This is a genomic window from Butyricimonas sp. Marseille-P2440 (assembly GCF_900091675.1).
In the GTDB taxonomy this organism is placed as follows: domain Bacteria; phylum Bacteroidota; class Bacteroidia; order Bacteroidales; family Marinifilaceae; genus Butyricimonas; species Butyricimonas synergistica.
Genome location: NZ_LT594610.1, coordinates 806,231 through 823,694, shown reverse-complemented (window position 1 = coordinate 823,694; position 17,464 = coordinate 806,231). Strand labels below are relative to the sequence as shown.

Here is a 17,464-nt window from a genome sequence, read left to right as displayed (position 1 = left end):
GCAGGAAAAGAATAATTAGCTGTTTCTATAACTTACCCGCCAAGCGAATAACAAAAATAATATCCCCGTCAAAATAAAAGGAATGCTCAACATCTGTCCAAAATCTAGTAACATTCGTTCCTCGAAAGGGACTTGCCGTTCTTTCAAAAATTCCAACAAAAAACGGGCACTAAATACAGTCACCAGCATCCAGCCCCACAATACACCCGGGTAACGTTGCAGTCCTATCCGGCGATAAAGTAACATATTCACCCCGAAAATAGCCAGATACGCTATCGCCTCGTACAGCTGTGCCGGATGCCGGGGCAAGGCGTCCACCCTTTCGAAGACGAAAGCCCACGGCACATTTGCCCCGACACCCACGATCTCCGAGTTGACGAGATTCCCCAGCCGGATAAAACAAGCCGCCAGAGGCAGTACCAGCGCCACGGCATCAAGCGTCCGGATAACCTTCTCTCCCGTGATCCGGGAATAAATCACCAACGCCACGATCCACCCGACCTCCCCACCATGACTCGCCATCCCCTGGTAACCCGAAAACCCGTATCCGCCCCCGGGCAGCTCCCGAATAGGCAAAAAAATCTCCAACGGGTGTTCCCCATAGTAAGCGTAATCGTATATCAAGCAATGTCCCAGGCGTGCCCCGATAAACAACCCCACTAAACTCAACATCACCAACACCTGCAGATGTTCCCATGGCATCCCGTTCCGCTCGTATATCCGCTTCAATATCCACACGGACAACACTGTCCCCGCGATAAACAGCAGGCTGTAATACATGATCGGTATCCCCAATACCGTGAAAGCTATCGGCTCGACATTCCAACGGATAAACATCATCGTTCAAAATTTAATCCGAGCCAAAGATAGCATTAATCCACTAATTCATTAAACCGAAAGACAAAGAACTCCCCGATAAAAAACTTCCCATACCTTCTGATTATTCCGGGAATTTGACTATCTTTGCCCAATTTTTAATCAATTCGTATAAAAATAAATTCTATGGCAATCTATTTGGACGACGTATCAAGAACTTTCGGCGAATATCTGCTTATTCCCGGTTTAACCACGAAACAATGTATTCCAAACAACGTTTCATTGAAGACACCCTTGGTGAAGTATAAAAAAGGCGAAAAGTCAGCTATCGAACTGAACATACCCTTTGTTTCCGCCATTATGCAGTCGGTTTCCGACTCGGGATTAGCAATCGCTCTTGCCCGCAACGGTGGATTGTCATTCATTTTCGGTTCACAACCTATCGAGTCACAAGCCGAGATGGTTCGCAAGGTGAAGAAATTCAAAGCCGGATTTGTTACCAGCGACTCGAACATCACCCCGGAAGCCACGCTGGCAGATGTATTGGCACTCGTGAAAAGAACGGGACACACCACGATGGGAGTAACCCATGACGGGACCCCGAACGGCAAATTATTAGGTTTGGTAACCAGCCGTGATTACCGCGGGGAGAAAGACCCGAAAGACCGGAAGGTGAAAGAATTCATGACCCCGTTCTCCAAACTGACCGTGGGAGAAGTCGGGATGACACTTAGCGAGGCGAACCAGATCATTTGGGATCACAAGCTAAATACATTGCCTATTATAGATAAAGATCAAAATCTTGTTTATTTCGTGTTCCGCAAGGACTACGACAGCCACAAGGACAACCCGAACGAGTTGTTGAACATGACGGACAAGAAATTGCTTGTCGGTGCAGGTATCAATTCCCGGGATTACAAAGAGCGGGTTCCCGCCCTCGTGGAAGCAGGCGTCGATGTTTTGTGTATCGACTCATCCGACGGTTTCTCTGAATGGCAAAAAGAAACCTTACAATGGATCAAAGAAGAATATAACGGGAAGGTTCTCGTGGGAGCCGGAAACGTGGTAGATCAAGCCGGATTCCGTTATCTGGTGGAAGCTGGAGCAGACTTCATTAAAGTAGGTATAGGCGGAGGTTCCATCTGTATCACCCGTGAACAGAAAGGTATCGGACGCGGACAGGCAACTGCCGTTATCGATGTGGCAAAAGCCCGTGATAAATATTTCGAGGACACCGGCATTTACGTGCCCATTTGTAGTGACGGTGGTTTGGTACACGACTATCATATGGTATTAGCTCTCGCCATGGGTGCCGACTTCCTGATGATGGGACGTTACTTTGCACGCTTCGACGAATCGCCCACCAAGAAATTGATGGTAGGCAATAATTACGTGAAAGAATACTGGGGAGAAGGCTCCAACCGCGCTCACAACTGGCAACGTTATGACATGGGTGGCAGCGAATCCCTGAAATTCGAAGAAGGCGTGGACAGCTATGTACCTTATGCCGGGAAATTGAAAGACAACTTGGACGTAACGATCGGCAAAATCAGATCAACCATGTGCAGTTGCGGGGCAACCACTATCCCGGAGTTACAGAAAAACGCCAAGATCACGCTGGTTTCATCCACCAGTATCGTGGAAGGTGGCGCTCATGACGTTATCTTGAAAGATCACAATAGATAAGAATGAGAGGTGTGTTTTGACACACCTCCTGGTCCATAAAGTCCATAAAGTCGAACCTTCGGTTCTGAAAGTTTATAAAGTCAAGTATAGAACAAATTATTGATTATCAATACAATTATCTATAAATTTGTAATATTTCGACCTTATGGTTTTACGGACTTTACGGACTCTTTATTCCCGCAGTTTACGACGTTCTATGAGTTCGGGCAAATGGCGTTTGATAAATTGTCCCAGCGAGCAGTCGTTCAGCCCGAAACGGCGGGCAATGGATTTCAAGGATTCCGAGGTTGTTTCATACAGGTGTATGGCTTCCTTGTATTTTTCCATGCTTTTGGGCGATACCATTTTGCCGTTTTCCGTTGTTTTCATTCCCAAACGGGCGTGCAGTTCCGGTTCATGTTCTTTCAAGTATTGTCTGAAGCATTCGGGATTCAAGCCGAATTCGGTGGCGACTTTTGCCGTGGTGAGTCCACCCTCTTTCAACCGGGCAATGGCATCAGCGTATTTGGCTGCGGTGGCAGGGTTATATCTCCGCACGGATGACCAGTCCACGGGCTTGCCCTCCTCGTAAGGGATGCCTTTCCGCTCGCAGACCAAGTCCTTGTGCCAGGTTTGCAAGTATTCGTAGAAGCCTTTTACCGATACCCCGGTCTGTTTGGCTATTTTTCGGGCGGACAGTGGCGTGGTGCGGTATAGATGCAGGGCTTCCGCGTATTTCCCGATGATTCCCGGGGTTGGAGCATGAAGCGTCCCGCGCCCCGTTATCTCGCCTTTGCATCGCTGTTTTACCGCCTGTTCGCGTATTTTGATGCGATTTTCAACCAATTCCTTGTGGTAGAATATCAGGTGTTGTTTCAAGCCGGAATAGGAGACACCGCAACGCCCGGCGGCCTCCTGAGCCGTGATATAACGGTCGGCACGCAAGAGTTCCACCGCCTCGGCATACTGTTCCTTGCACCACGGGCGCGTGCCGCGAGGAAGGCCGTCGTCCAACCCCAACCGCTGCCGTGCCCGCTCCCGGAATTCCAGTATTTCGGGATAATGCGTACGCAACTGCCTGGAGAGGTTCGTACTGTCCAACCCAAACTCACGGGCAATTTGCGATATGTTGTACTCTATATAGTCCATACTGCCACATGCCACGATAGCCTCCTTGTATTTGGCATGGGTTTCGGGCCGCTGCCCCCGCCTCTGGTTCATCTTGATAGCGGCGGCTTCCTCCCGGCCGCACGTGATGCCGTTGCGTTCCAGCATCAGGTGGCGGTGGTAGGTGCCGATATAGCGGGAAAAACCGCTGACGGAAATTCCGCGCTGACGGCAAATCTCAGCGATGGAGAGGTCTGTGGCGGTATATAGCTCAAAAGCCGGGCGGTATTTGGCTTCCGTCTCCGGCTTGCAGCCTCTTTGCCGGTTGCATTTGTTCATGGCTTTACATCTTCTACGCACCGGATAAAGCAGGCGGAACCGTTAGTACCTTGCAACGGTTCTTTTTCTCCCGGACTAAAATCGAGGGTAAAATAGTTAACATCAAGATAGCATAGCCCGTCAGTTAACTTTTCACACCAGTAAACCGCACCCGGCCTCATATACACGCTCTCGAACATCGGCCTGTACGCGAGTGTCGACCATGCATCATTATACGTTGAATACCTCTTGCTTCGCCACGCGTATTGCAGCGCACCCGGAAGACTAATTCCTGAGCCATACCACGACTTTTCTGTTCTACGTCTGCCATAACCGGAGGCACCTATCGGAAAGAACAGATTATTTCCATTGACTTTATTGTACACGAAGCATCCGCGCATTCCGCATCTTTTATCTCCATCTCTATAATAGCCGTACACCTCATCAACATTTTCCAATGTTTCTGTTGCACCATCGCCATAGAGCACCCCGTAGCCAAATTCCCTGTTTGCACCATCACGCAAATTTTTATAATCAGCTACAGTTGCCACACGAACCTTGACTTTAGATCCGGTCGGATTGTTTCCTGTTGCCACTACTATATTCTTATCTGAAAAACCTGGAGCGTTATCAGCGGTGTTTGCAGTAATATTGCTCCATGATTTAGCCTCACCGCCGGCCAAAAGAAGTGTATTCGAGCCTACCGGTTTCTGAAAGCCGTAAGTTTTATTGTTTTCGGCAAGAATGGCATCCTCCAAGTTCCCGTATTTGAAAAGCGATCCCTCCTCCAATGGTGAAAGGGTTTCTGCTGAGGAACTGTACAAGTTGAACGAATGCCATTTTATATTTTGGTCATTCAGCGATAATGGTGCATAACCCTGACGGACAAATATACGGTGATGGCACGTGTAATTGTTGTATTCAACCAAGACAATCGCACAGCGTACCGTTTCACTATCTGCACACGTCCCGTTGAAATCGATATGAAAGTCCATCGGAGAGTCGATAGTCCCATGCACGTATCCATCGCCACTGGCCTCCCTGAGACGGATCATGTTATCGTTATCGATTTCAACCTTTGCACGCCAAGGACCTTTAGAATTATACGTCTCAAATTTAGACGCACTTTCATTAGGAAGAATTTTCATCACGACATGGAAACTTTCTTGCTTGTCCCAGCTTCGCCACACACCTTTGGGGTTTACGCACCGACGTACCTGAATAATTGAAATTGTATCTATCAAATCCTTACCATCACTATCTTTAAACACTTGCCCCGTGGTTTTATCTACTAATTTTAACTGTAGTTTCGCTTCGCGAGGATATGACACATAGACATTGTTCCCTGTATAGCCACTTGTTGGAATCATCTGTTTGGGGCGCGTATAGAAGGGCATTTTCAGGTTTACACCGCCGCCTTCCGCCTGTTCAACGGAATAGCTGCCATGATCACCGACTGTCAGATTCTCAAACGTTCGTGTTTCGTTTCCAGGAACTCTTTTCCATTCTGTTTTATTCCAATCCTTACCATCATCATTTTTATAATGCTTATCATCTCCGATAATCTTTCGGCTATCATACGCAAGTGACAGGAAACCGTGCCAAACTGCATTACGTTGCTGCCCTAGGGGATAGACTTTTGATGTGTCGGCATACTCGGTATTGCCTGCTTCCATGGGCCACCAGTGATTCTCGATGATACGCACTACCAGCTTTACATCCTCTAAATCGCTGCCTTTGAGTTTGATGGGAATGGCGGCAGACTGATTGTAGAGGTAGGAGATGTAGTAAGGGTCGGGTACTATCAATTTCTTATCCTCTTTATATTCTATGTGCCAGTCGACATCGTTGGCATAGCCGTTGAACTTTAGAGTTAGCTTGTAGTGGATGTTGCGTGTGGCATTGTAGTCTTTATAAACGTCCTGCCCAAGCATGAAACGGTAGATAATCTTACCCTCACCGGGACGGTCGCTCAAGCGCGCATCGTAATATGCCTCCACCTCTATGTAAGTTCCGAACTCGACACCATCCTTTGAACAATAAGTTTTATCACCGGGCAAACCGGGTGCATCGAGTGTTCCATCGTGGTCGCTGTCCTGTTGTTTGTCCTTAATTTCGGGTTTCGAATCTTCGTTACCCTGCAAGTTCTCATAGAAATAAAGGGCAGGAGTGTTTTCCGTATGATAATCGGCTATCTTGGGCGCCTCGGGATCAGACTGGCCGGACGGCATAAGACCGTATATGGGCTTGCCTCGCGAAACGAACGGCCACGATTCAAAAGCCTCGTTATCGGGATCGTCGGACCTGCCGTTATAGTAATAGATTTCTCCGTCTTCATGAAGTTCTTCCGCACGACTCTTGCCATTCGTTTCCTCGAATGTTGCCGATGTATAGCCGGGCGTATTTTCGCAACCCAGGTAGCATCTCTTAGGTATATGCTTTATCTTTACCGATTTAAGATGTATCCGGATACCATCATTCAATTTGGTGGCGTCGAATGCCACCGTCACTTTGGAAGCCGCACGGCGTAGCCACGCGTGGAGTCTTACGCTTTTTTCATTCACCACAAGAGACTCGTCGTCTGCGGATAGAGCAGGAGCGGATTTTTTGGTAAAAAAGCCTATCATCTGGCCATTGTTAGTCACGTTTTCGGTGTCCCATAGCAAAGAAATATTTTTGAGTCCGTCTACCGTTTGTATGGCTTCGGAATAGGCTTCATTTGCAAGCAAGTCAGGAATGTTTGCCACAGCATACATGTAATACTTGCCGAAGGCGATTTCCTGCGGTAGCTTGAAAGTGGCGCATTTGGTGGTTGTTTCCGCCAAGGAACCGTTTTCAGCGTCCTCTTTCGTACGATTTTCATCGGACACTGTGTATTCTTTTATCTCCCATTTTTCTATTAGCTCTTTGTCGGAATTATACAACAACACATATAGGCTGTTTATATCCTTTAAAGCATTCCCAGCAGACCGGGTCAGGGTCAGTGCCGAGGACATAGGTTTGAAGTCCAGCGTGGCAAATATGCTTGCATTGCCTTTGCCTATGGTTTCGTCCTTTATAAAATCATCTTGACAACCGATAGCTGCAAAGGTCATCAAAGAAACAATCATATATTGTACAAACCTCTTTTTCATATATTTTTTGTCTATTGTTCTTTAACATCCAATCCGAATATCGGATCAAGGGATACCGAGCTGTATGGTATCACATCCACCACGATTTCATTACTATTATACATGGTTATGTTCACCACGACATGGGTGTTGCGGAAAAGCGCCTTCAAGTTGGGCAGTTTGCAGACGAAAGGTTCCGTCCTTCCGTCTATATTAATGGTCAAGGTGTACTCCTGCTCGCCATCTGCTGCTCCCGCCTTAGGGTTCATGCTCTCGGGCAGGTAGAAAACGGGAGCCTTCTCTGCTACACCCGGTTTTGAATTATCGGGGTAGTCAATGTCAACTGTCGGCTCGCCCACGGTAATCGCCGCATGGGTATAGGTATTTGCCTTATTCGCCTGCGCCGGCAGCTCGTAGTCCTTCAGCCAGCCGGCAGCTTCCGTGGTGGCGTAATCGTCATCCTCGGACGAGGCTTCAGAAACCTCCTTCAGCCAGTCTATCCAAGTTTTCCCCTTGAAAAGTTGCCGGTTCTGCTCGCTATCCTTGACATGCGCCATCAGGAAGTTCTTGTCGGCATAGCTCGCAATGGTAAAATTCTTCATGGTTACTTCCTCGCCACGCCAGTTCATAAAGTTCACCGTGAACTTTGTGGCGACGCGCACCACATAGAACGTCCCATCGAAATTCCCTTTCGCGGGGAACTCTATCTCGTACATGGAGGACATCGGGATGGGTTTCTTGTCCGTGTAGCCCGGAGCAAAGTAGAGACCGTTCACCGCGGCTTCAAAACCGGACGTACCATCTGTATATCCTTTAAAGAAATCGGTCAGCGATTGGGGGTCACCCGTCACGCCTTCTACCTTGGATACGCTCTCTTCATTAGCGAAGAGGAATATCTTCTTCTTTTCGTCGGGCGTCACCTTTAGCAAGATGTATTTTTGTTCTCGCGCACCCTCCAGCGAAAAGTGGCGGTTATGCTCCACCGTTCCATCGGCATGCAGGACGACAATGCGCACGCTATGCATTTTCTCGTTGTCGGGCAATGTTGCCCCTCCCGCCCTCGATTGCACGATCGGCTCGATGTTCAAATACAGGGCAGCTTCCGCAACATTGTCCGGCAAGGATTCTTCCTGACTGCAGCACGCCACCATAAAAGGCAGTGCGAATGCCGCCAGGCAGACTACAATGCTATGTATAATGTTCGGTTTCATCAGTTAAATCCTTCTTTCTATTCAATCAATATCCACGTTACTCAACACGACACGCCATGATAGAATTTGAATAACGCTGCTTACCCAATTGTGATCCTCGTCGAGAAAGAGGGTCATCACGCACTCGTCCAGACGGTCGAGGAACTCCCGCTCGTCCATCGGGTAGCGGTATTCTTTCTCGTAGTACTCTTTTCCCATCAACGCATAGTCTATCACCGGGATCCGGGCCACCGTCTTGCCCTCCGTGGTGGTGATCGTGAGCACCATTTTCTCGCAGTGTGTCTCTATCAGACGGCCCACGGTGAAGTCGGCAACGAGTCCTTTCACGTTGCTGACGGCACGGGCATCGTCCTTGTCGATACCAGCCTCTACATTCTGTATATCCCAGGGGCGATAGTTGATATTCTCGTCGGCCATCAGCTCGTTGTCGTGTGCCATCAGACCGTTCTCGTCATCGATACGAAAGATGAAGTCAGCCTCGTTTACATCCTCTCCCGAGAGGTGTTGCAGGATGACACGGACGTGGTTGGTGTTCTTCGTCAGGGGCATGGTGTACTCGTAATTGCCGCCATCCTCGTTCACCGGCAGCGACACGTCCAGCGTGCCGTGGAAGAGCCGGTACAAATGGTTCTCGCTGTACGCACCGGACCCGTCACGCTTGCGGTTCAACGCGCATTGCAACTGCTCCATCCGGGTCTCGCCGACACGGGCTTCGGGCACGGAGAAGGACTCTTCACGCTCGCCGTCGTTCCGGAGGCCACACCAGGCAAGCAGCCGGTAGTCGCCGGCGGGCAGGTCGAGCGACATCGAGTAGTTCTCCGCCGTGGTCGAATCGATCTGTTCGTCCTGCTGCCATACCAGCACGCCCGAGGGGTCGAAGGCATACAGGTGAACCGATGAGACCTCGTTGGCGAAAGCATCCGCCCACTTCAGATTCATGTCGTAACGGAATTTGAGGCGGTAATACACAGAACAATCGCCTTCTTCCTCGTAGAGCCAACTGTCGCAGGACGACATTGCCAACAGGCAGACTGATGCCACGCAGACCTGGGCTGCCACATTCCTTATCAATGCCCGTATATTCATATCGTTTACTCTTTCTTGATTATATCGTTTATACTTGTATATATGGTGCGCAGAATATCCGCATCCGAATTTTCTCGTCAAGAGGGACGCCCGTATCACGTTCAGGCCTCCGATGCCACACCTCCCTCGTGTACCGGTGGGCGGGTACTGTTTTGTTAGCTGTTTAATTGTATACCGTGTGGGAGGCGGAACCGTCTCCCACACGGTAATTATATCATGAATGCCTTTCGGCGTTCGGGATTATATTACCATTCCAAATCATAGTTGTTATTGACAACACGCCAAGAGAGAATCTTGATTTCAGCCGCGATGTAATGGTCGTTTTCCGATGGCTTCTCGGGATAAATTACATCACCGGGATTGTAAACAGGAGTACCGAGACCGGCAATGTTAGTGATTGTGGTTTTATAAATATGGTTGCGGACCACGCCTGTTTCATTACTTTCCTGCAGATGCTTGATTTCGTAGTAATAATAGGTCATACCCGACTTCCACACCAACGGACGGTCAATGATATATTCCTTTTCTCCGGGATCTCCAGACTTCTTGTCCTTAAGTGTGTTGTTGATTTCACTGGCATCGATTTTTTTGTACGCAGAGATTTCTATAGGATCTTTGACGGTAGATTTATACCATGTTGTTCTTGCGGCAGCCGTTGAATTCAACTGAGTGTAGACATAACAATTCTTGCTGTCTTCAGCCGTAATCGTTGTCGGAACTATAACATCAAGATCTTCGACTGTTATCTGCTGATACTTGTCTCCTTCTTTGTGATAGTAAAAGTATTCTTTGTTTTCCAACATTTTGAGGATGCTCTCTTTTAAGTTGTTGAAATTTTCAGGGTCGTCAGCGAAGTGAGAACCCATGTGTCGCACAATAGTAAACGGTTTATTGTCTGCATCTACAAGTGAACCTTTCACAATGACCTTGGTATTATTCCGCGCACCACCCGAGGTATTGTTGATGTCATTTTTCTGGGCATTTTCATTAGTGTAGAGATAGTTTGTTTCGCCGAAAGCAGTACTGATCTGATCGTAATTCTTATCATATACGTTTGTGGCTGTCATTTCATTGATAGCCCAGAACGTACGCGGTGAATTCGCTCCTTCCCACCACCATGTACCTTCCCATGCGGGATTGATTTTCTTGACTAATCTGCCTTTACTCGTTTCAGCCGCAAGCTCCCAACCGCCGAGCTTCAGGTAGACCTGCTTACCTCCGATCGTGAGATTTTCACCATTGGCAACTTTATCTTTCAGTGCGATTTTGCCATCCGCAGTAGCGGCTGCGGCAACATTGGGTCCCAAAGCAACGCTGACTTTTGCCACGCTACGCTCCACATAGATAGTAACAGGATTAGCTTCTGCGTCTTTCTCAGTCTTGCATATATTCTTATCCTTTATGTCTGTGGTACTGTAATCTTTACCACCTTCAAGATATACGGAATTGAACATCACGAAATTGCCCTCAGAAGTCAGACCGCCAATAGCGAAATCAGCGCTTTTCTCTTTTAGAGTTGAAAGACTCATTGAACCTGCATCCAATAAATCTTGTGTAGGATTCAGCACAGCAGCGATTCTCACGGGAAGACCGTCGCCCTCCTTGGTGTTGATGACAATGGTGGCGGAGAGTATCTTCTCTACATCATTTGGGTTACCAGGAGCCGTAGTAGGGTTTGTCCAGTCATAGTAGTTTACAGCACCGTTGGCAGTAGTCTTGACGTTGGCTGTGCCACCAACCCCGTTGAAGAAATAGAAACGCACTTTGCTGACTTTGTTTTCGACAGTGCTTCCGTCCTCGTAGCCATTTCCCGTCGCACGGGATCCTGTCGCATCAGAGGATACCAGGTTTACGGACATGTAGCTGGTATTGGCTTCACCGTTATCGCCGTCCCCGTCGTTCGGGGCGATCTCCTCTTGGGAGCATCCTACCATGAACAGGAATGCCAGTACGGACATAAATAAGGAATTCTTTTTCATGTTAATAGATTTAAAATAATTATTGATTAATGTTGTTTCTGTCTTTCATTCAGTTCGTCCAATGTTCTACCGGCCTTTTCCAATCCCATCTCTTTCGCCTCATTCAAGTACCGGCGTGCCGTCTCGTAATCACCCTCCCGCACGGCAAGCGCTCCACGCGCATAGACAGCCTCCGGCGAATTGCCCGCCTTGTCGAGATACTTGCGTGCCGTACTGAAATCATCACGACGGATAGCGGCGTTGGCGGCATTCAGGTTGGCCACTTCGTCGCCCGGATAGAGCCGCACGGCGGTCTCGAACACGTCGGTAAATTCTGCTGATCCCGGCTCGTACTCCCGTGCCACCAGGTAGAACTCGTTCTGGCTTAGCTTCTGCGGCCGTTCTGCCATGATGCGCTTTATCTCCTCCACCTCGCTGAACGTGCGGATGTTGTAGTCTATGCGGTAATCCGTGTGACGCAAGGCCGGATAGAAATGTTGTAGCATGAAACGGTACTCGCCGGGGTAAGCGCGTTTGATTTTCGCTTCCTTGGCATCCGGCTCCATGTCGCTGTCTATCAAAGCCAGAATCTCTTCACGGTGATTGATGTTCGATTGTTCCACGAACCGACGCAACCCTGCCCAATCCTCCGGCTCGTGCTCGGTTTGGATAATGCTATCCGCAAAGTGGTATAACTGTCCTATGTGCTTTTTGAGCGCAGCGGTACGCCCGATGGCCAGTTCCGTGTTGTGCTTGTAGGGACTTTCCGGCGAAGCGAATCCTTTCAGCCACACGGAAGTGATGGTGACATCCTTGTCATCGCGCACGGAGTCGATGGTCGCCTGTATCTTGCCCAGTTCGACCGTGTTGCGACGGTAATCGGGATAAATCACCGTTTGATCCACGGGGAAGTCGATGTATGCCGAACCGGATAACGAACGGCTTTTCATGATTTCCGCCTGGGGTTGCACGAATATCAATTCCGGGAAGAAAGCCTCGTGATGACGGCCTACTATACCTTCGTATTCCTCCACCATCTCGTGGCAGCATCCCCAATCGCCGCGGTGGAACTTGAGCGTTGCCCCGTCCATCCAGTCTTCGTACTCGGTGAGGTTGTCGTATGCCACGTTGTCCGGTTTGTCCGACGCGCGATAAACCGTTTCATTTTCACCCGAGATGCTGCCTATGCCGTTTCGTACATAATAGTAATATCGCCTACGCCCGTAAATTCCTACCGAAGGCAGGTCGAGCGAATCCGTCCCGTTGACCAGACGTGGCGTGAGCAGCACGGCACGGTTAACATCCACGGCAAGTTTGTTCAGATCCAAATCCATCTTCACGGCAAGGTATTTCCCTTCACGGTTCATGTGGAAATTCTCGATGGAGACACCGGGTATGATCTCTTTCGTGTTTTGAGCCACGGATTCCAACATGTTCGCCATGCCTAACAAGGCCGCCAGTATAAATATAATCCTTTTCATGTTCGTTGTGCTTTAAAACAGGTAAACTAAGTTGATGGCCGCCTTGGTGGGCCCCACGTAATGATGCGGCCGGTTGGTCTCCACCTTTTTACCGCAACCGGAACACCGGTATTTGCTGTAGCGGGTGTAGGAGTAGCCGAAACCAATTTCCGCCTCGAGGTTCCAGTGGCGCCCCAGTATCCACGCATAACCGTATGCGATGCCAGCTCCCACGAACCAGCCTTGATAACGGGCGTCTTTCAACTTCCGCATGTCGGTGCCCAAAAATTTGACTTTCCCGTCTATCCCGCCGATGTTGTATTGTCCGCCATGCACGTGCGCTCCAAAAAAGTGCGCACCAAAACGGTCACACAGCCAATAGCGGATTTCGGGTTGTGCAACCCAGTGTTTCCATCTTCTGTCGTGCGACAGGTTCCAGGCATTGAGTTGCCCGGATACATTCAACGTCCACTTTTGGGCCAGTCCCACTTCAATGCCCAGATTCGGGCTAAAGACCGCATCGGAGAGCAGGTTGGTTTTTACCGCCACGTTTTGCCCCCGGACAGCTTGCGACGCACCGACAACGACGATTGCCAGAAGTAAAATGATTCGTTTCATTGTTCTTTCTTCTTATTCCTGTAATTTTCTCTCTTTTTGTTACTTCTCTCCGTAAGAGATGTATCAGGGAAAATGCGAACCGTAACTACCTGAAAGAATAGCAGAAAACGGATTATTAGCAGATGGGATTTGCTTAACATTTGTCTTGCAAATCTTAAAAAAACTATAAATAACAGAAAAACAAGCGTCTTTTTACGCCTTATTTCCTGCATATTCTATAATTTTGTGGCAGATATACATCTCTTACGGAGAGAATTGATTTTCTACTCAACACTTATTCCGTTTTTAGAAAGAAAAGAAAATCGCCGTAAAGCATGTCTTTGCAGAAAATTTACGGCGTTGGATTCCCGTTTTTACAGGGATTTTAAGATAAGACTGTTTGCCTTGTCCACTACCAAAGTGTCCAAAGAGGCAAGATAGATGCGTGTGGTAGTTTCCGAGTCGTGTCCCATCGCTTCGCTGATTGTGGCAATGGGGATATTCTTGCTTTTGGCGATACTTGCCCAGCCGTGGCGGGCAACATAGGTTGTCAGCGGAATGGCCAGCCCCAACCGTTCGCCGATTTTCTTCAGGTTGTTGTTTATCCGGTGCGCCTCGCTCTTGTATTGCTGTCTTTCATCTTTACCATTGCTTTTGATGATAGGTAACAGATAAGGCGAGCCGGTCGTGTCGTACTTGTCGATCAATTCCTGCATGGGTTTCTCCCATTTGATAAACAGTTGCTGGTTGGTCTTGTGCCGGCGGTAGGATAGAATACCGTTCTGCAAATTTTTTTTCTTCAGGAACGCCATGTCGACGAATGACATTCCACGTGTATAGAACGAGAACATGAAAACATCTCTCGCGTAGTCCATCACCGGATAGAATCTCAAATCCAGATCCCGTATCTGACGGATGACGTGCAAAGGCACTGCACGTTTGACAGTCTTGTCGATTCCGGTATAGACGTGTTTGAACGGATAACGCTGCACAATCAATTCTTTATCCACTGCACGGTTGTATATTGCCCGGAGATTGCGCATGTAGAATGAAATGCTGTTGGGACAGACTCCGGTTGATTTGAGGTATGTCTCGTATGCCGTCATCAGGTCGGAATCCACGTTGTCCAAAAAGATGTCGCATCCTTTCCTGAACCTTGCAAAACTATTGACAGCGGTCGTGTAGGTTTCTGCAGTACATTGTTTCCCGATTTGTTTCAACTGATCGACAAGATCCCGGGCAAAGGATATAAAGCAACGATTGTCTGCCGGTGAAAAGTATTTTGACACCACATTCTCTGCCATATAGTCACCGTCCGCACGTTCAAGATGCGAGATGATACTTTTCAGTCGTTTCGTATCTTCCTGTACGGCATTTTTTAATGAAACCAGATAGTTTTGGCGTACCTCCCCGATGTCAGGAGGAAAAACAATTTCCTCATTTTCCGCATCCCATTCTCGCAGGTGCAGTTTATAACCGGTGCGGATCTGCCTGGCTACCCGGTTGTGAATCACTTGATAGAATAATGTGCCCTCTTTCGTTTCGGCAGAGGATGCACGAAATTTGGTTTTTACTGTTGCCATAAATTATATATATAAATTGTTCTCCGCATCCTGTTGCAACGGTGTGGAACATTTTGGTATTTAGCCTTTTGTTGCCATCCATTTCGTTTGCAAAGTTACTTTGGATTCAAAGAGGCACAATGTGGGGCGAATGGAGATTTACAGAATTCGATGGAACTGTTTCAGTTCTTCAGCAAAGATAGCCCTTATGGTATTGAAGGTTTACACCGGATCATCCCGTCTTGACATTGATTCCCTTCAGAACATCCTTGCCTCATACTGGAAACCTTATCTTGAGAACCTTCACGCATATATGACTGACGCCACATGCTATGAAAGTCATATGCGTTTTCCTACGGATATGAAGCTCCTTTGGGAAAACATCGAATAGCTCTACCGGCATATCTGCATGCATTGCAGGGAGCTCGGCATAAGGCGTCCTCGTAACAAATACACAGATATTACGGAAAACCCTCTTTCCTATTACAAGAAAAGAAAGAGAAAGGCTTTAAGGACAAGGATACCGAAGCGTCGCATGATCAGACTTCTGGAAAACTCATCATACAAAGAAATGACATTCACAGAGAATACGGATCTTTACTCAAAAATACTTCTGACACGTATTACAATAATAGATACTCCCTCCCATGTAGCTTTCCTTCAAGATCATATCCCCGCAACGCAGGCAGTGAGTCCCTACCGTGTCTTTGGACAAATAAGGAATGTATCCCCCCTTTTGGTCGAATAAATCTTTCTCCGAATCACGCCCTCCTTTTTCAAGCATTTCGTGCATCGTGTTCTTCACGTGGTGGTACAAATCTTGCCGTTGTTGCCCGGACAAGGTGCTGACCTTAACCTTCGGGTGAAGACAGGCATTATACAAAATATCCTGCAACACCCCGTTTCCCAGACCGGGAATCATCTGATCGGTGGCAAGGAAAGCCTTCACGCTCTTGTTCTGCACATCCTCCGCATTAATTAAACTTAAAAAATATTCTTGGGTAAAAGCATCCGACATGACTTGCGGCTTCATCTTGGCACACGCGTAATAAGAGTTCAACCCTCCCTCGAACGAATCGCCCGTGAAACACAATATTCCCCCGTACATCCGCACCGAAACGATGATGCAACTCTCGTCATCGAACCCCACGAGCAGCTGGTGTTTATTAGGCAATTTCGCACCCGGAGCGTAATAACGCAGATTTGCCCCATCGGTAAACACAAGTTTAGCGTCCCCCACGTTTACCTGCACCATTCCCCCGTGGGCACACGAATCCCCCACGATTTTATCCTGCAACAACGTGGGATATTCTTCCGGCTTTCCGCAAGAAAACGTGAATTTATGTGGCGTGTGACCGACCAAAACATAGGTTACTCGCTTCCCTTTAATCGTTTCATTCAATTGTTTCGCCAGACAAATAGCTTCCGGTGCTTCTATCATATCATTCTATTTTTATTGTTCGTTCTCAAATATAGAACAAAAAAGTGAATCATAACATTCTTTTCATTACTTTCGTTACAAGAGAAAAAAGAAGTTATGAACTACAAGATCACACATTATCCCCAAGAACAGCGGTTCGAGATCGAACTCGGGGGCATGAAGGCTTACGCCGAATACGATTTACACGATGACAGTCTGGATATTATCCACACTTTTGTTCCGAAACCGTTAGAGGGACAAGGCATCGCCGGGGCACTTACCGAAGCTGCTTACGAATACGCGAAAGCCAATGACCTGAAACCGAAAGCAACGTGCTCCTATGCCGTCGTTTGGCTGAAAAGACACCCGGAATACCTGTGATTTTTACCGCATGGGCATTTCATCCCGTGTTCGAGGATAATCACATATACCGGCAATATATATTAAACAACTCTTTAGGCATCTTCAACAAATGCGTGAATTTTATACGACTGTCCCCTTTCTCGATCCACGTGTCAAGAGGTACCTCGTGAATGATCTTGTCATAATCGGGATAATCTTTCCGTACCCGCAGGATCAACTCCACGTCGAAAAGCCATTTGGAATTAAAACTATCCTTGAATATCCCGGGAACTAACTCGCTCCGGAATAACTTTGCCCCACATTGGGTATCATACACGGGAAGGCGGAATAACATCGAAACCAACGTGGCAAATCCCCGTCCCAGGTAATGGCGATACGCCTTACGTTGCACGTTCGCCCCCAGGCGTTTCAGCCGGACACCCATCACCACTTGCACCCCCGGTTTATAATCCATCTCCTCCGACAGCAGATGAAGATCCTCCAACGGGGTAGCCAGATCGGCATCCAAGAAACCTATCGCCTCGTATCGCCCCAACGAAGCGACATATAGCATACCACTCCTCACGGCTTCCGCCTTGCCCCGATTGTCCGCGTTATCCACCAACAGGAAACGCTCCGGCTCGGACGCCACCACCTGCCGTAAAACCCCAGAAGTGTTATCCCGGCTTCCGTCGTTCACGAAGCAAAAGTCAAACCGCTCGTCCTCACGCACGAATTCTCGAAACTTGGGCACATCCAATCGTTGAGCCTCATTATAACAAGGTATGATAATACATATTTTTTCCATA

13 protein-coding genes and 1 pseudogene are annotated in these 17,464 nt (G+C 48.1%); 3 read left to right on the top strand and 11 right to left on the bottom strand.

Annotated features, from left to right (window positions below; all coding sequences use genetic code 11):
* Window positions 1-15: 15 nt before the first annotated feature.
* Complete coding sequence (lgt, locus tag BN8899_RS14405; RefSeq protein ID WP_065219943.1) at window positions 16-840, bottom strand: prolipoprotein diacylglyceryl transferase; 825 nt, start codon at window positions 838-840, stop codon at window positions 16-18.
* Between the two features lie 162 nt (window positions 841-1,002).
* On the opposite strand from lgt, the gene BN8899_RS14400 reads away from it, so the two are divergent.
* Window positions 1,003-2,502 (top strand): IMP dehydrogenase, encoded by a 1,500-nt coding sequence (locus BN8899_RS14400; protein WP_018336862.1) that lies wholly within the window; start codon window positions 1,003-1,005, stop codon window positions 2,500-2,502.
* A gap of 171 nt (window positions 2,503-2,673) precedes the next feature.
* Here BN8899_RS14400 and BN8899_RS21180 read toward each other — a convergent pair whose 3' ends face one another.
* From BN8899_RS21180 to BN8899_RS14355, 8 genes are all read right to left on the bottom strand, one after another.
* Complete coding sequence (locus BN8899_RS21180; RefSeq protein WP_018336863.1) at window positions 2,674-3,927, bottom strand: hypothetical protein; 1,254 nt, start codon at window positions 3,925-3,927, stop codon at window positions 2,674-2,676.
* Entirely contained in the window at window positions 3,924-7,040 is a 3,117-nt protein-coding gene (locus BN8899_RS14390; RefSeq protein ID WP_065219942.1) for a DUF4906 domain-containing protein, read from the bottom strand. The genes BN8899_RS21180 and BN8899_RS14390 overlap by 4 nt, the downstream gene beginning before the upstream one ends.
* An 11-nt stretch (window positions 7,041-7,051) precedes the next feature.
* Window positions 7,052-8,230 (bottom strand): hypothetical protein, encoded by a 1,179-nt coding sequence (locus BN8899_RS14385; protein WP_018336865.1) that lies wholly within the window; start codon window positions 8,228-8,230, stop codon window positions 7,052-7,054.
* 21 nt (window positions 8,231-8,251) lie between these two features.
* Window positions 8,252-9,247, bottom strand: coding sequence for a FimB/Mfa2 family fimbrial subunit (locus tag BN8899_RS14380; protein ID WP_255366270.1), 996 nt, complete (start codon window positions 9,245-9,247; stop codon window positions 8,252-8,254).
* A 314-nt stretch (window positions 9,248-9,561) separates the two neighbouring features.
* Complete coding sequence (locus tag BN8899_RS14375; protein ID WP_065219940.1) at window positions 9,562-11,295, bottom strand: Mfa1 family fimbria major subunit; 1,734 nt, start codon at window positions 11,293-11,295, stop codon at window positions 9,562-9,564.
* Window positions 11,296-11,321: 26 nt separating this feature from the next.
* The gene (locus BN8899_RS14370) at window positions 11,322-12,755 is read right to left on the bottom strand and encodes a DUF3868 domain-containing protein (RefSeq protein WP_082987070.1); all 1,434 of its coding nucleotides are present in this window, start codon (window positions 12,753-12,755) and stop codon (window positions 11,322-11,324) included.
* A 12-nt stretch (window positions 12,756-12,767) separates the two neighbouring features.
* Window positions 12,768-13,352, bottom strand: coding sequence for a DUF3575 domain-containing protein (locus tag BN8899_RS14365; RefSeq protein ID WP_065219939.1), 585 nt, complete (start codon window positions 13,350-13,352; stop codon window positions 12,768-12,770).
* Between the two features lie 353 nt (window positions 13,353-13,705).
* Complete coding sequence (locus tag BN8899_RS14355; RefSeq protein WP_065219937.1) at window positions 13,706-14,914, bottom strand: site-specific integrase; 1,209 nt, start codon at window positions 14,912-14,914, stop codon at window positions 13,706-13,708.
* A 148-nt stretch (window positions 14,915-15,062) separates the two neighbouring features.
* On the opposite strand from BN8899_RS14355, the pseudogene BN8899_RS21175 reads away from it, so the two are divergent.
* Window positions 15,063-15,538, top strand: a pseudogene (locus tag BN8899_RS21175) (DDE transposase); the annotation flags it as partial.
* On the opposite strand, the gene BN8899_RS14345 reads toward BN8899_RS21175, so the two are convergent.
* Entirely contained in the window at window positions 15,495-16,334 is an 840-nt protein-coding gene (locus BN8899_RS14345) for a formamidopyrimidine-DNA glycosylase (protein ID WP_065219936.1), read from the bottom strand. The pseudogene BN8899_RS21175 and the gene BN8899_RS14345 overlap by 44 nt on opposite strands.
* A gap of 96 nt (window positions 16,335-16,430) precedes the next feature.
* Here BN8899_RS14345 and BN8899_RS14340 point away from each other — a divergent pair, with 96 nt between their 5' ends.
* Window positions 16,431-16,694, top strand: a complete 264-nt coding sequence (locus BN8899_RS14340; protein ID WP_065219935.1) for a GNAT family N-acetyltransferase — start codon at window positions 16,431-16,433, stop codon at window positions 16,692-16,694.
* 40 nt (window positions 16,695-16,734) lie between these two features.
* On the opposite strand, the gene BN8899_RS14335 is transcribed toward BN8899_RS14340, so the two are convergent.
* Window positions 16,735-17,463, bottom strand: coding sequence for a glycosyltransferase (locus BN8899_RS14335; RefSeq protein ID WP_065219934.1), 729 nt, complete (start codon window positions 17,461-17,463; stop codon window positions 16,735-16,737).
* Between the last annotated feature and the right edge of the window lies 1 nt (window position 17,464).